Source organism: Clostridium sp., from assembly GCF_029258205.1.
In the GTDB taxonomy this organism is placed as follows: domain Bacteria; phylum Bacillota; class Clostridia; order Clostridiales; family Clostridiaceae; genus Sarcina.
The window spans coordinates 35,915-50,348 of sequence record NZ_JARHZJ010000053.1 but is presented as its reverse complement, the minus strand read 5'-3'; the positions used below and the strand labels follow the sequence as shown (position 1 = coordinate 50,348).

Below are 14,434 nucleotides of genomic sequence, written 5' to 3'. Positions count from 1 at the left end.
AATTTCTAAAAGTCCTGCACCTGCCATTTAAGCTCCACCTCCATTCTTAAAAATGTGGGCATAGCTTTAATTAAAAAGCTATGCTCTTATTTTACATTAAGAATATTTTTTTAAATTCTACTATAGCGCTTTCTAAAGCAGATTTTATTTCATCATTTAAAACTTTCTTCTCTATAATATCTTTACCAACTTCTCTATGATGAGTATCCATATGCTCTAAGAATTCTTTTTCGAATTTCTTAATATCTTGAACTGGTATATCAAGTAAGAAATTATTAACAGCAGCATATATAATCATTATTTGTTTTTCAACTGCCATTGGTTTATATTGATCTTGTTTTAAGATCTCAATAAGTCTCTTTCCTTTTTCAAGTCTTGCTTGAGTATCTTTATCAAGGTCTGATCCGAATTGAGCGAATGATGCTAACTCTCTATATTGAGCAAGTTCAAGTCTTAATGTACCTGAAACTTGTTTCATTGCTTTTATCTGTGCATTTCCTCCAACCCTTGAAACTGATATACCAGGGTTAACAGCTGGTCTTTGTCCTGAGTTGAATAACTCAGTTTCTAAGAATATCTGTCCATCTGTTATTGATATAACGTTAGTTGGGATGTAAGCAGTTACGTCTCCAGCTAGTGTTTCAATTATTGGAAGTGCTGTTAATGAGCCTCCACCATTTTTCTCTGATAACTTAGCCGCTCTCTCAAGTAATCTTGAGTGGATGTAGAATACATCTCCTGGGTAAGCTTCTCTTCCTGGTGGTCTTCTAATTAATAATGACATTGTTCTGTAAGCAACAGCGTGTTTACTTAAGTCATCATATATTATTAATACATGTTTTCCTTTATTCATAAAGTACTCACCCATAGTACATCCTGCATATGGTGCTATGTATTGTAATGGTGCTGATTCAGATGCTGATGCACTTACTACGATTGAGTAGTCCATAGCTCCTTCTTCAGTTAATGTATTAACTATATTTGCAACAGTTGATTGTTTTTGTCCAATAGCAACATATATACAAATAACATCCTTACCTTTTTGGTTGATTATAGTATCAATAGCTATAGCAGTTTTACCTGTTTGTCTATCTCCTATAATTAACTCTCTTTGTCCTCTACCTATTGGTATCATTGAGTCAATAGCTTTAATACCTGTTTGTAGAGGCTCATTAACAGAACTTCTTTCAAGTATTCCTGGTGCTGGGATTTCTATAGCTCTGTATCCATCATTTTTGATAGGTCCTTTTCCGTCTATAGGTTGACCTAATGAGTTAACAACTCTACCTATTACCTCTTCACCTACTGGTACTTCAACGATTTTTCCAGTTCTTTTAACGATATCTCCTTCTTTTATACCTTCTTCAGATCCTAAAAGAACGCATCCAACGTTATCTTGCTCTAAGTTAAGAGCCATACCGAAAACTTGGTTAGGGAATTCTAGAAGCTCACCTTCCATACAATCTTCTAGTCCATAAACTCTGGCAACTCCGTCACCTATCTGAATGATAGTACCAGAATCCACAGTTTCTAACTCTTTTTCATAATTTTTTATTTCATTCTTGATTATAGAAGTTATTTCTTCTGGTTTAATATGCATAGACTCACCTCTATTCTCTCTTAAGCATTATCTGTTTCATATCATCAAGTTTAGCTTTTATAGTACCATCTATAACATCATCGCCAACTCTTACAAAAAGTCCACCTATGATACTATTATCTAATTCTTGCTTCAATAATATTTTCTTTGAATATTTTTTCTCTAACTTTTCTACAAGTCTTTGAACTTCATCTTATGTCAGTGGAACAACACTCTTAACTTCTGCTAATAAAGTATTGTTTCTTTCTCTATGAATTTTTTCCATTTGGTTTAACTTTTCTTTTAAATAAAGTATTCTATCTTTTTCTATAAGAATCATTAAGAATGAAAGTAATTCATCATCTATTTTACCTTCAAATATGTTTTTGAAAGTTTTCTTTTTTCTGACAGTACTGATTTGAGGGTGCTTTATAATTTCATAGAAATCTTTATTTCCATAAATTATGTCACACACTTCTTTTAAATCATTCATGTACTCATCAACTTTATTTTTCTCTTCTGCGACTTCATATAGAGCTAAGGCATATCTACGATCTAAATATTCATACATAATTAGATACCTACCTTTTCAATAAAATCATTGATTAAATCTCTATGTTTATTCTCATCTATGCTTTCGCCAAGAGCTTTTTCTGCAAGCATTAAAGATAACTCAACTGCTTGTTGTTTTAATTCGTATTTTGCTTTTTCTTCTTCTCTTTGAATTTCAATATTAGCTCTATTTAATACAGCCTCAGCTTCTTTATGAGCATCATCAACTATTTCTTTATAAATTCTGTCAGCTTCTTTTTTCTGATCTTCTCTTAATTTTCTACCTTCTTCTTTAGCAGACTTAAGAATTCTCTCATTATCTAATCTTAATCTTCTAGCCTTCTCTGCATCTTCATCAGCTTGTAAGATTGTTTCATCTATAGCTTCCTGTCTTGCATCAATAGCTTTTTTGATTTTGTCCCAGAAAAAATGTTTTAGTATAAGAATTAATATGATAAAGTTAATGATTGTAGCTAATATTCTCATAAAATCTAATTCCATATATCAATCACAGCCTCCCTTCGGAGTCAATTATATTAACTCTATTCTCTTTTTATTAATTACTACAAGTTCTTAATAAATTAGTACGTATCTTGATATTAAACAACGAATAATAAGATTATTGAAATTACTAATCCATAGATAGCTGTTGCCTCTGAAAGACCAGCTCCCATGATGAATAAACTTTGTATTTTATCTGATGCCTCTGGTTGTCTTGCAGTTGCTTCTATTGCTCCTGCTGTTGCAATACCTATACCAATTCCGGCTCCTATACCTGCTAATACAGCGATACCTGCTGCTAATAACTTCATATCCATTAGAAAGTCCTCCTTTTAAATCAAACCAATTCAGTTGATTTATTATTTTGTTTTTTCTTAGTGATCTGCTAACATTTTGATATTTACCATTGTTAACATTGTAAATACTATCATTTGTATTGTTCCATCAAATACATCGAAGAAACTGTGTGCTATTATTGGCACACCTATTTGAGCTATCCATCCTATATGAGCTAGACCTGAATACATAAGATCTATTAATAGAGTGGCAGCTAACATATTACCAAATAAACGTAGTGAAAGAGAAACTGGGAAAATTATTCTCTCCATTATATTTAAAGGTAACATTACTGGATAAGGCTTAAAGTATCCTTTAATATATCCTCCAATATGACATCTGTATATTGCATTAACATGAACAACGACAAAGGAAGTAATTGTTAACGCTACTGCTACACTTAAATCTTGAGTTGGAGGTGCAAGCCCGATTAATCCAAAAAGGTTTAAAACAAGTAAAAATATCGCTAATGTTCCTATGTATGGTACAAAGCTGATATAATTTTCCCCCATGTTACTCTTTACCAAGTTATAAATTGTTTGATAAAGTGACTCTAAAACAACTTGTAACTTGCCTGGTTTATTTTTAAGATTTCTAGTTGATAAAATAGCAAATATTGTTATAACAAGCATTGCTGCCCATTGAAATATTATTGTACTAGTAATTGTCAAACTACCAATCTTAACTGTAAACATTGGTGCAAAGATATCCACGGAATCACTCCCTTTCTATCTTAGTATTAATTTATATATGTATATAAATATTTATTTTACGTTTGATAAGGCCTTATTCTTTCTTGTATAAATAAATATTGATATCTGATGTGCTATGAACCCGACTAAGTAAAATGCTAACTCCTCAACACTTCTCATAAATACTAAAGTAAATGCAAGAATCATCAACATTCTAAGTACAAAGCTCAATTGAATTTTTAAAGCTCCACGTCTTTTTTTAATGACCTTGTGGATTACAATTGCATTAACAGTAAAGTTAATTGTAGCAACTATACTTCCAACTAAAAAAGCCACCCCTAATTTCAAATTAAATAAACTAATTGCTAGGGTTGCTATTACCGTTAATAAAATATTAGTTTTCATTACTGATAAAACTAAGCTTTTAATTTTAGCGTTCACTTATAACCTCCATAGTTCCGCAATGTTACTTTACTAATTATATTCCTGAATTTAATATTAATAAAATTTAAATTTTGCTTATATTTATTAATATTTTAATATTTTAAAGTGATTTTATATACTTCCTTCATTTTTACTCTCATAAACTCTTATTTACTCTTTTTTTGAAGTTTTTTGAATATTTATTTTGATCAAATTTCATTTTTCTGAATTTTTAATCTTTTATTGCTTATCTCAAGTTAATTTTCGATTACTATTTTCGATTTTGAAATCCTTTTTTAAAAGTTTTTGTTATTAAATTATAACTTTTAACCCTATTTTTGCGTAAAAAATTTCAAACCATTATTTAGAATAAACTTTACAGCTTAAAAGGTTTTGAATAACCTTTTTAATATTTATTCACATTTTTTTATATTTTTTTTTTATTTTTTTATTTTTTTAATGATTTTATGCACTTTCTATCTATTTTTTTCTATTATTAACTTTATCATTCATCCTTTTTCTACAAAAAGTGATTTAATTTATACACTCATTTTTTCACAAACTAGTTTATTTATTCATTATATAAACAATTACTGATATATATTTAAAATTCTAAACATTAATTGACTAAGTAATTCCAATAAACTTAAAATTTTATAATTAATTTTGATTATTTTTTATGAATATTAAAATATCAATTAATTCATGAACATAAAATCATTAATTAATTTATTAGATGTATTACTTCTTATAATAAAATACTAATTAACATAAATCATAAAAATATCATAGCTCTTTAAAGCAAAAAAATCATACGCTAATATAATGAAATTATTTATAAAATAAAAGGTGTTATCAATTTGATAACACCTTTTAATATATAATAATGTTAAACTTATTATCTTTCCACTATTAAAGCAGTTCCCATTCCTCCACCTATACAAAGTGTAGCTAAACCTGTTTTAGCATCTCTCTTCATCATTTCGTGGATTAATGTAACTAATATTCTAGCTCCTGAAGCTCCAACTGGATGACCTAAAGCTATAGCTCCACCATTTACATTAACTTTATTCATATCAAATCCTAAATCTTTAGCAACTGCTAAACTTTGAGCTGCAAAAGCTTCATTAGCTTCTATTAAATCCAAATCATCTATAGTTAAATTAGTTCCTTCTAAAGCTTTTTTAGTAGCATAGAATGGTCCATATCCCATAATTGATGGATCTAATCCTTTTGAACCATATGAAACTATTTTACAAATTGGAGTTACTCCCAATTCTTTAGCTTTTTCAGCACTCATAACTACTAATGCAGCCGCTCCATCATTTATACCTGAAGCATTACCTGCAGTAACTGTGCCATCTTTTTTGAATGCTGGTCTTAATTTTCCTAATTTTTCAACAGTTGTTCCGAATCTTGGGAATTCATCAGTATCAAATACTATTGGCTCACCTTTTCTTTGTGGAATTACAACTGGAACTATTTCATCTTTGAACTTTCCTGCTTTTATAGCGGCTTCTGCTTTAGCTTGAGAATTTGCTGAGAATTCATCTTGCATTTCTCTAGTTAATCCCCATTGTTCAGCTATATTTTCAGCAGTTATACCCATATGATATCCATTAAATGCATCTGTTAATGCATCATTTACCATAGTATCTATCATTTTTCCATCGCCCATTCTTTGGCCGAATCTAGCTGTTTTTAAAACGTATGGTCCTTGTGACATATTTTCCATACCACCAGCTACTACTACGTCAGCGTCTCCTGCTTTTATCATTTGAGCAGCTAAAGCTACACATCTTAATCCTGAACCACAAACTTTATTTATTGTCATTGCTGGAATTTCAACTGGTAAACCAGCTTTTACTGATGCTTGTCTAGCTGGGTTTTGACCTAATCCAGCTTGGATAACATTACCCATTAGAACTTCGTCAACATTTTCTGCTTTAACTCCTGCTTTGTTTAAAGCCTCTTTAATTACTAAAGCCCCTAAATCTACTGCTGGAACATCTTTTAATGTACCACCAAATGATCCTAATGCTGTTCTTACTGCACTTGCAATAACTACCTCTCTCATATCAAAAACCTCCCATTTAGGTAAAAAATTATCAAATATATTTAAATTTTCTAACTGATTTAATTATATATTTAAAATTTTTAAGTTTCAATAGATTTCGTTAAATTTTAAACAAAGTTTTTATTATTTTTTTGTTTTTCAAAAAAATAATACAGATATTTTAGAATAACAATAGAAATATATTATTAAAATTTCTATAATATTCTAAATATCTGTATTTTAATTCCATTTATTCAAATTATACTTATTTAGTTTTTTAACAAACTTTACTTACTAACAAATTCTTCTACAACTTCTTCATCTTTTCCAAAGTAATTTAAAATAGCTTTTACTATTCTTTCTGAAGCTTTTCCATCTCCATATGGATTCACTGCTTTACTCATATCTGCATAAGCTTTTTCATCATTTATTAAAGTATTAGCTTCTGATAATATCTTTTCAATATCAGTTCCTACTAACTTAACTGTACCTGACTTAACAGCTTCTGGTCTTTCAGTAACATCTCTTAAAACTAATACTGGTTTTCCTAAGTGAGGTGCTTCTTCTTGTAATCCACCTGAATCAGTCATAACCATAAAGCATTTATTCATTAAGTTATGTGTTTCTTTAGTATCTAGTGGAGGTAGAAGATGCACTCTTTCTTTTCCATCAAGATTTTTATAAACTACATCCTTTACTACAGGATTTAAGTGAACAAGATAAACTAATTCAACATCTTTATTATATTCAACAATTTTATTTAATGCTGTACAGATGTTGTCTATACCTTCTCCCCAGTTTTCTCTTCTATGTGCAGTTATCATTATAACTTTTTTGTTTTCAAAATCTATGTTATTTAATTCTTCATTTTCAAAAACATAGTTATTATCAACAGTATGTTCCATAGCATCAATTACAGTATTTCCTGTAACCTTTATATCATTTTCATTTATTCCTTCTCTTAAAAGGTTGGCTTTTGAACCTTGAGTTGGAGCAAAGTGTAAATCTGCTAAAGCCCCAGTTAACTTTCTATTCATTTCCTCTGGGAATGGGAAATACTTATCAAATGTTCTAAGTCCAGCTTCAACATGACCTACTCTTATTTGTTGGTAAAAAGCTGCTAATCCACCAGCAAAAGTTGTAGTTGTATCACCATGTACAAGTATCATATCTGGCTTTTCTTCTGTAAATACTTTTTCTAACCCTTCTAAAACTCTATTTGTTATTCCAGTTAATGTTTGACGGTTCTTCATTATATCTAAATCAAAATCTGGTTTTATATCAAATAAAGTTAAAACTTGATCTAACATCTCTCTGTGTTGAGCTGTTACACAAACCTTTGACTCTATTTCAGGTCTTTTTTCTAACTCTTTTACTAATGGTGCCATTTTTATAGCTTCTGGTCTTGTTCCAAAGATCGTTAAAACTTTTATCTTATCCATTAATAATTACCTCCAAAAAAATAATTAATAGCTACTTATTTAATAAGTAGCTATTTTAATTATAACCTATTTTGTTCCAAATAATCTATCTCCAGCATCTCCTAATCCAGGAACTATATATCCATGCTCATTTAATTTCTCATCTATGCATGCAACATATATATCAACATCTGGATGTGCTTTTTGTACAAATTCAATTCCATCTGGTGATGATATTAAGCACATAAGTCTTATTTGCTTAGCTCCTCTTTTCTTTAATAAAGTTATAGCATCTGCAGCTGAACCACCAGTAGCTAACATTGGATCTACCACTATTATATCTCTCTCAGCTATATCTTGTGGTAATTTACAGAAGTACTCAACAGGTTGAAGAGTTTCTTCATCTCTGTATAATCCTATATGTCCTACCTTTGCTGCAGGTATAAGTTGTAACATACCATCTACCATACCTAAGCCAGCTCTTAATATTGGAACTATAGCAACTTTTTTACCAGCTAAAACCTTACACTTAGTTTTACAAACTGGAGTTTCTATTTCGATTTCTTCCATTGGAAGATTTCTTGTTACCTCATAAGCCATAAGCATAGAAACTTCACTTACTAATTCTCTGAAATCTTTAGAACCTGTATTTTTATCTCTTATAAATGCTAACTTATGTAATATAAGTGGATGTGTTATTTCTGTTACTTTACTCATTTTATCTTCCTCCTAGAATCTATATATAAATTATTTTTAAACTTATTATTATTTTGAATATTTTTCTTCTATTGCACTTAGCTTATCAATTCTATTTTGATGTCTTCCACCTTCAAATTCTGAAGCTAAGAATGTATCAACTATGTCTAAAGCTAATCCAGATCCTACAACTCTTTCCCCCATAGCTAATATATTTGCATTGTTATGTTGTCTTGTTGCATGAGCACTGAAAGTATCTGAACAAAGTGCTGCTCTTATTCCTGGAACCTTGTTTGCTGATATTGATATTCCTATACCAGTTCCACATATTAATATTCCATATTCAAACTCTTTTGATGAAACCGCTTCTGCAACTGGAAGTGCAACATCTGGGTAATCGCATGAATCAGTGCTATATGTACCGAAATCTTTAACTTCTATTCCTTTTTCTTCTAAATGTTTTATTATTGTGTTTTTTAAATTAAAACCACCATGATCGCAACCTATTGCTATTTTCATTTCACTAACCTCCATATGCCTTGTATTAAATATATATTTCAAAAAAAGTGCTTTTCAAATGACTAATAATACTACTTAAATTTAAAAATCAAATAGCAAGTCAATTAAAAAAGCACTTTTTCTTATTAATTGAAAGAAAACTAAATAAAGACACTAAATCTTCAAAAAATGAAAATATTAAATTTTTTAAAAATGAAAAATCAAAATATTTTTTATTTTTCCAAAGCATCATGCTTATCTAGCTCCTTTCACATATATTTCTAAACTACAGTTATATCAAATCCACAAGATTTTTTTAACCTGTTCATTATTGTAAATCCTAAACCTTCTTCATCAAAAGCTTCTGTTATTATAATATCCACTCCTAAATCATCAAAAGATCTAAGCATCTCAAATAAATTTTTAGTTACTGACGTCAGGTCTTCCCTTGTTCCTAAAGATTTAACTATTCCTTCATTATACATATTCATAGTTTCATCTGTAGCCATAATTCCAACCTTGAAATCTTCATCTATGTAATTATGCACCATTTCTCTAATTTTTTCAACCATTTTATTTGTTGAACCTTGAACCATTTTCACTTTTGCCTTTGGAGCGTAGTGTTTATATTTCATTCCTGGTGCTTTTGGCTTAACATTTTTATCTAAAGTTGAAAGTATTGCTTTATCAATATAAGCTTCTTTGTCAACTTCTTTTAACATTTCTAAAGTTATTCCGCCTGGTCTTAAAATACATAAATGCTCCCCAGTTGCATCTACTATTGTTGATTCTACACCTATTTCACTTTTTTCTGCACCTAGAATAAAATCAACTTTTCCATTTAAATCTTGTTCACATCTTTCAACATCAGTTGGACTTGGTCTCCCTGATATATTTGCCGATGGTGCTGCTATTGGAACTTCTGATAATTCAATTAGCTTTAATGCCACCTCATCATTTGGCATTCTAACTCCCACGGTTTTTAACCCAGCAGATGTTATGTCTGAAACTATATCTTTTTTCTTAAATATTATTGTTAAAGGCCCAGGCCAAAATCTATCCATAAGTTCTTTTCCATAAGTTGGTACTTCTTCAACATATTTTTCAATATCCTCTTTATTAGCTATATGAATTATTAAAGGATTATCCTGTGGTCTTCCTTTGGCTTCAAAAATCTTTGTAACAGCTTCTCCATCTAAAGCATTTGCACCTAAGCCATAAACTGTTTCAGTAGGGAAAGCCCCTATTCCACCTTTTTTTATTATTTCTGCAGCTTCTTCTAAATGTTTTATGTCTTTATTTATATCTTTTATAAAATGTACCTTTGTTTTCATAAAACAATATCACCTTCATTTTTATAAATTCGTTTGTCCTCTAGCAATTTTTATGTTTTCTATACTTTCATTAGTATAAATTGCTGTTACACAATTTTTATATATATCATCTAAAAGTTTTAACTTTTTTAAAGCTCCTCTTTTTACTATTATATAATAATATTGAGTTTCTTTATTTAATTTAACCATCTTTTTATAATCTCTACTTAATTCTGGATAAGCCTTACAAAAATATTCTCCAACAGGTTTTCCAAACTTATCTTTTCTTCCTTTATTAGAGAAAATAATTATTATCTTCATATCTTCTAGTTTATTTTCTGTATGTACTAACTTAACTCTATCACAATAAACTGTCTTTGCTTTAGATAAAATATTAGGTTTTATTTTTAAAATTCCATTTTCTAAAGTATATTCTAACCTTATATTATTAAAATTTTTAATCATAACAATGACTATAAATATTTCTAGAAAAATTAAATAAACTATCAAAAATTCTTTATAAACTTCAAAATACCAAACTAAAAGAGGTAACAAAGTAAGAATTATTACCATAAGAATCATAAATCTTTTATATGATTTTCTTTGCTTTTTTATAGCTTTATCTATATTCATAAGTAAGTCCCTCTTTAAATTAATATATTTAAAATAAATATTTTTAAAGCCTTACATTATTAATGTAAGGCTTTATATATTAAAATTCAGTATTACCCATAGCTTTCATCTTCTGAGCTTGATCTTCAGTGATTAGAGCATTTAATATCTCATCTATATCACCATCTAAGAAACTATCTAATTTATATAAAGTCATGTTTATTCTGTGATCTGTTACTCTTCCTTGAGGATAGTTGTAAGTTCTTATTCTTTCACTTCTATCTCCAGTACCAACCTGACTCTTTCTATCTTCCGCAATTCCTGCTAATCTCTCAGCTTCTGCTTGCTCATATAATCTAGCTCTTAAAACTTTCATAGCTTTTTCTTTGTTTTTAAGCTGTGATTTTTCGTCTTGACATGAAATAACAATACCTGAAGGTAAGTGAGTTAATCTTACAGCTGAGTCAGTTGTATTAACACACTGACCACCATTACCAGATGCTCTAAATACATCTATTTTTATGTCTTTATCATTTATTTCTATTTCTACATCATCAACCTCTGGTAAAACTGCCACTGTAGCTGTTGATGTATGTATTCTTCCTGAACTCTCTGTATCTGGAACCCTTTGTACTCTGTGTGCTCCACTTTCGTACTTAAGTTTTGAGTAAGCTCCAGCACCTTTTATCATGAATACAACCTCTTTAAATCCACCTATATCAGTTTCATTTGTACTCATTAATTCAACTTTCCATCTATTTTTCTCAGCATATTTAGTGTACATTCTGAATAAATTGGCTGCAAATAATGCTGCCTCATCACCACCTGCACCACCTCTGATTTCAACGAATACGTTCTTTTCATCATTAGGGTCTTTTGGTAATAAAAGAATTTGTATTTCGTCTTCTAATTCTTTTTTTCTTTCTGTTAACTCTTTTATTTCTGAGTTAATCATTTCTCTCATTTCTTGATCACTTTCTTCTGAAAGCATTTCTTTGTTAGCTTCTAAATCTTCAGTTGCAGTTTTGTACTCCTTGTACTTACCAACTATAACTTCTAAGTCAGCATGTTCCTTACAAAGCTTTCTCCATTCTTTTTGGTTAGCCATTATTGAAGGATCACTAATTTTAACTGAAAGTTCATCATATTTATTTTCAATAAAATTTAATCTATCAAGTATCATCTATTATCACTCCGTATACAGATTTTCATATTTTACAATTATAACACATTACATTGCTATCTTTCAAGGCTCACTCTTCCTATAACACATCTATCTAGACCTGCTAAATCTCTAATAACTTTAACATCCTTATATCCATTTTCAATCATTAAATCTTTAACATCTTCCCCTTGATCATGTCCAATTTCAAAAGCAAGTATTCCATTTTCATTTAAAACTTTTAAAGCTTCATCAACAATTCTTCTATAAAATATTAATCCATCTCCTCCTCCATCTAAAGCTAAGTGAGGTTCATAGTCTTTAACATCTTCCATCAATGTATCTATAACCTCTGTTCTTATATATGGTGGATTTGAAACTAAAACATCATATTTCTTTTCTTTTTCAATAACTTCTTTTAAAAGATCACTTTTAATAAATCCACATCTATCAGAAAGTTTAAACTCTCTTATATTTTTTCTTGTTACTTTCTCTGGAATTTCATCAATATCTATTAAGTCTACCTTTATATTTTTTCTATAATTAGCTAATGATAAACCTATAGCTCCACTTCCACAGCATAAATCACAAAGATTTATTTTCGCATCTTCTTCTATATTATTTAAAACTTCCTCAACAATTATTTCAGTATCTCCCCTTGGAATTAAAACTCCTTTTTCAACATGAAAATCCATGCCCATAAACTCACATGTTTCTAAAATATATTGCATTGGCATTTTTTCTTTCCTTTTGTTTAATAAGTTTAGAAAGTGTATTTCATCAGCTTTTTGAACTTCCTCATTTTTATTAGTAATAAGCCATATTTTATCTTTTTCAAGAACTTTTCCTAGTAATAATTGAGTATCTAATATATAAGTATCTATTGAAACTTCTTTTAAAGTTTCATTTCCTAAAGCTAATAATTCTCCAACTTTTTTATTTGGTTCTTTCAATCCTTCAGCCCTCCTTAAAGAAGCTATAGCTACCTCTATTTGAGAATCATCTGGTTCTCTTGTTGTCAGTTTTTGAAGCCTTAAACCTGGTGATGCTATTATTTTAGCTATTTTTCCTTCTGATTTACCAAGCCATCTAATAAGTTCATAAGTTATTCCAGATACAACAGGTAACAGTGCTATCCTCATTGCCGTTCTCTCTAAAACTGAATCCCATTTTGTAAATGAAAATATAAAAATACTTACTATAGCAACTAAAAACAAGAAATTTGTTCCACATCTTGGATGAAATCTTTGATATTTTCTAACATTTTCAACAGTTAATTCCTCTTCATTTTCATAACAGAAAATGGTTTTATGCTCTGCACCATGATATTGAAATGTTCTTTCTATATCCTCCATTTTACCCATAAGATACATATATACTAAAAGTATCCCTATACTAATTCCACCCTCAATAATACTTAAACTCCATTGAGGAAAATTAATTTTCTTTAAAAGAAATGTTATTCCTGTTGGTATTGCCACAAATAAAATTATTGCAAAAAAAACTGAAAGCATCATTGTTAATGTTATTATTATATTGTTAGCTTTGTCTCCAAATTTTTCATTAATCCAATCCTCAAATTTTGAAGGTTCTGTATCTTCAAAAAAACTAGCAGAATAGCTTAGAGACTTTAATCCAACAATTAAAGATTCTATTAGTGTAACAAATCCTCTTATAAAAGGTAGTCCTAAAAATTTATTTTTTTTAGTATATGGTATTGTTTGTTCAAAAGAAACTTCTATTTTCCCACTTGGTGTTCTAATAGCTGTTGCTGTCCCTTTTCTCCCCCTCATCATAACGCCTTCTAGTACTGCTTGACCGCCAACTTGGCATTTTCTCATAATTTTAACCCTGTCCTTTCATTAATTACTTCTCTTTATTATTACCATATTTATAATCGAAGTAACATTGTCCACATAATGATTGATATTCAACATTGTCAACTAAGTCTATAGCAACTTGTTCTCCCTCAAATGTAAACTTACCATTTATCATTCTTCCATTTAATATGGCTTTTCTTCCACATTTACATATAGTCTTCATCTCTTCTATACTATGTGCTAATAATAGTAATCTCTCACTTCCCTCAAATCCATTCATTTGGAAGTCAGTTCTTAATCCATAACAAATTACAGGAATATCTTTAACAACTGATATTTCAAATAATTCATCTATGTGATGAGCTTTTAAAAATTGTACTTCATCAACTATTATACAATCTATCTTTCTTCCTTTTTCCAATCTCTCATCAATTAGATTTATTATGTTATCATTATTATCTATTAGTAAATCTACTACTCTTTCAACACCTAATCTTGATACAACTTTATCTCCACCTTTTTTATCAGTAGATGGCTTAATTATGATAACTTCCATTCCTCTTTCTTCATAATTATGTGCAACCTGCATAAGGTGTGTAGATTTTCCAGAATTCATTGCCCCGTATCTAAAATATAATTTACTCATATTAGCTTTAACTCCTTCTACTCTTATAATATTCTAAATATGATTATAACTTAAATAAGAAAGCTTTTAAACTATTGACGATTAAATATGCCCATGATATACTTGTTAATAGTTGTTTAGCAACATT

Annotated in this window: 14 protein-coding genes and 1 pseudogene; all 15 read right to left on the bottom strand. The window is 29.4% G+C overall.

Going from position 1 to position 14,434, the window contains the following annotated elements; all coding sequences use genetic code 11:
- Nucleotides 1–91: 91 nt before the first annotated feature.
- The 15 genes and pseudogenes from atpA to Q1J60_RS07405 all read right to left on the bottom strand — a co-directional run bounded on the left by atpA (nucleotide 92) and on the right by Q1J60_RS07405 (nucleotide 14,307).
- On the bottom strand, nucleotides 92–1,600 hold the full coding sequence (gene atpA, locus Q1J60_RS07475) for a F0F1 ATP synthase subunit alpha (protein ID WP_300260311.1): 1,509 nt from the start codon (nucleotides 1,598–1,600) through the stop codon (nucleotides 92–94).
- A 10-nt stretch (nucleotides 1,601–1,610) separates the two neighbouring features.
- Nucleotides 1,611–2,150 (bottom strand): annotated as a pseudogene (locus Q1J60_RS07470) (F0F1 ATP synthase subunit delta).
- A 2-nt stretch (nucleotides 2,151–2,152) separates the two neighbouring features.
- Nucleotides 2,153–2,632: a F0F1 ATP synthase subunit B gene (locus tag Q1J60_RS07465; RefSeq protein WP_300260308.1), complete on the bottom strand. Its 480-nt coding sequence runs from the start codon at nucleotides 2,630–2,632 to the stop codon at nucleotides 2,153–2,155.
- 98 nt (nucleotides 2,633–2,730) lie between these two features.
- Nucleotides 2,731–2,949 (bottom strand): ATP synthase F0 subunit C, encoded by a 219-nt coding sequence (gene atpE, locus Q1J60_RS07460; protein WP_011592986.1) that lies wholly within the window; start codon nucleotides 2,947–2,949, stop codon nucleotides 2,731–2,733.
- A 57-nt stretch (nucleotides 2,950–3,006) separates the two neighbouring features.
- Nucleotides 3,007–3,681, bottom strand: coding sequence for a F0F1 ATP synthase subunit A (locus tag Q1J60_RS07455; protein ID WP_300260306.1), 675 nt, complete (start codon nucleotides 3,679–3,681; stop codon nucleotides 3,007–3,009).
- Nucleotides 3,682–3,732: 51 nt separating this feature from the next.
- Nucleotides 3,733–4,101: an ATP synthase subunit I gene (locus Q1J60_RS07450; RefSeq protein WP_300260303.1), complete on the bottom strand. Its 369-nt coding sequence runs from the start codon at nucleotides 4,099–4,101 to the stop codon at nucleotides 3,733–3,735.
- A gap of 880 nt (nucleotides 4,102–4,981) precedes the next feature.
- The gene (locus Q1J60_RS07445) at nucleotides 4,982–6,160 is read right to left on the bottom strand and encodes an acetyl-CoA C-acetyltransferase (RefSeq protein ID WP_300260300.1); all 1,179 of its coding nucleotides are present in this window, start codon (nucleotides 6,158–6,160) and stop codon (nucleotides 4,982–4,984) included.
- A 266-nt stretch (nucleotides 6,161–6,426) separates the two neighbouring features.
- On the bottom strand, nucleotides 6,427–7,581 hold the full coding sequence (gene wecB / locus Q1J60_RS07440; protein WP_300260298.1) for a non-hydrolyzing UDP-N-acetylglucosamine 2-epimerase: 1,155 nt from the start codon (nucleotides 7,579–7,581) through the stop codon (nucleotides 6,427–6,429).
- Nucleotides 7,582–7,647: 66 nt separating this feature from the next.
- The gene (upp, locus tag Q1J60_RS07435; RefSeq protein ID WP_300260295.1) at nucleotides 7,648–8,277 is read right to left on the bottom strand and encodes a uracil phosphoribosyltransferase; all 630 of its coding nucleotides are present in this window, start codon (nucleotides 8,275–8,277) and stop codon (nucleotides 7,648–7,650) included.
- 48 nt (nucleotides 8,278–8,325) lie between these two features.
- Entirely contained in the window at nucleotides 8,326–8,775 is a 450-nt protein-coding gene (rpiB, locus tag Q1J60_RS07430; protein ID WP_300260292.1) for a ribose 5-phosphate isomerase B, read from the bottom strand.
- A gap of 260 nt (nucleotides 8,776–9,035) precedes the next feature.
- Nucleotides 9,036–10,088 (bottom strand): L-threonylcarbamoyladenylate synthase, encoded by a 1,053-nt coding sequence (locus Q1J60_RS07425; protein WP_300260289.1) that lies wholly within the window; start codon nucleotides 10,086–10,088, stop codon nucleotides 9,036–9,038.
- 21 nt (nucleotides 10,089–10,109) lie between these two features.
- Nucleotides 10,110–10,700: a hypothetical protein gene (locus tag Q1J60_RS07420; RefSeq protein WP_300260286.1), complete on the bottom strand. Its 591-nt coding sequence runs from the start codon at nucleotides 10,698–10,700 to the stop codon at nucleotides 10,110–10,112.
- A gap of 79 nt (nucleotides 10,701–10,779) precedes the next feature.
- Nucleotides 10,780–11,862 carry a peptide chain release factor 1 gene (gene prfA, locus Q1J60_RS07415; protein WP_300260284.1) on the bottom strand — a complete coding sequence of 361 codons (1,083 nt, stop codon included), beginning with the start codon at nucleotides 11,860–11,862 and terminating at the stop codon, nucleotides 10,780–10,782.
- Nucleotides 11,863–11,918: 56 nt separating this feature from the next.
- A complete protein-coding gene (gene prmC, locus Q1J60_RS07410; RefSeq protein ID WP_300260279.1) occupies nucleotides 11,919–13,682 on the bottom strand; it encodes a peptide chain release factor N(5)-glutamine methyltransferase in 1,764 nt (587 codons plus the stop codon).
- A 25-nt stretch (nucleotides 13,683–13,707) separates the two neighbouring features.
- Nucleotides 13,708–14,307, bottom strand: coding sequence for a thymidine kinase (locus Q1J60_RS07405; protein ID WP_300260276.1), 600 nt, complete (start codon nucleotides 14,305–14,307; stop codon nucleotides 13,708–13,710).
- Between the last annotated feature and the right edge of the window lie 127 nt (nucleotides 14,308–14,434).

Coding starts and splice junctions, on each gene's coding strand:
- upp (WP_300260295.1), bottom strand. CDS start 8,277: ATGAGTAAAGTAACAGAAATAACACATCCACTTATATTACATAAGTTA.
- wecB (WP_300260298.1), bottom strand. CDS start 7,581: ATGGATAAGATAAAAGTTTTAACGATCTTTGGAACAAGACCAGAAGCT.
- prmC (WP_300260279.1), bottom strand. CDS start 13,682: ATGAGAAAATGCCAAGTTGGCGGTCAAGCAGTACTAGAAGGCGTTATG.
- atpE (WP_011592986.1), bottom strand. CDS start 2,949: ATGGATATGAAGTTATTAGCAGCAGGTATCGCTGTATTAGCAGGTATA.
- Q1J60_RS07425 (WP_300260289.1), bottom strand. CDS start 10,088: ATGAAAACAAAGGTACATTTTATAAAAGATATAAATAAAGACATAAAA.
- Q1J60_RS07405 (WP_300260276.1), bottom strand. CDS start 14,307: ATGAGTAAATTATATTTTAGATACGGGGCAATGAATTCTGGAAAATCT.
- Q1J60_RS07465 (WP_300260308.1), bottom strand. CDS start 2,632: ATGGAATTAGATTTTATGAGAATATTAGCTACAATCATTAACTTTATC.
- Q1J60_RS07420 (WP_300260286.1), bottom strand. CDS start 10,700: ATGAATATAGATAAAGCTATAAAAAAGCAAAGAAAATCATATAAAAGA.
- Q1J60_RS07445 (WP_300260300.1), bottom strand. CDS start 6,160: ATGAGAGAGGTAGTTATTGCAAGTGCAGTAAGAACAGCATTAGGATCA.
- atpA (WP_300260311.1), bottom strand. CDS start 1,600: ATGCATATTAAACCAGAAGAAATAACTTCTATAATCAAGAATGAAATA.
- prfA (WP_300260284.1), bottom strand. CDS start 11,862: ATGATACTTGATAGATTAAATTTTATTGAAAATAAATATGATGAACTT.
- rpiB (WP_300260292.1), bottom strand. CDS start 8,775: ATGAAAATAGCAATAGGTTGCGATCATGGTGGTTTTAATTTAAAAAAC.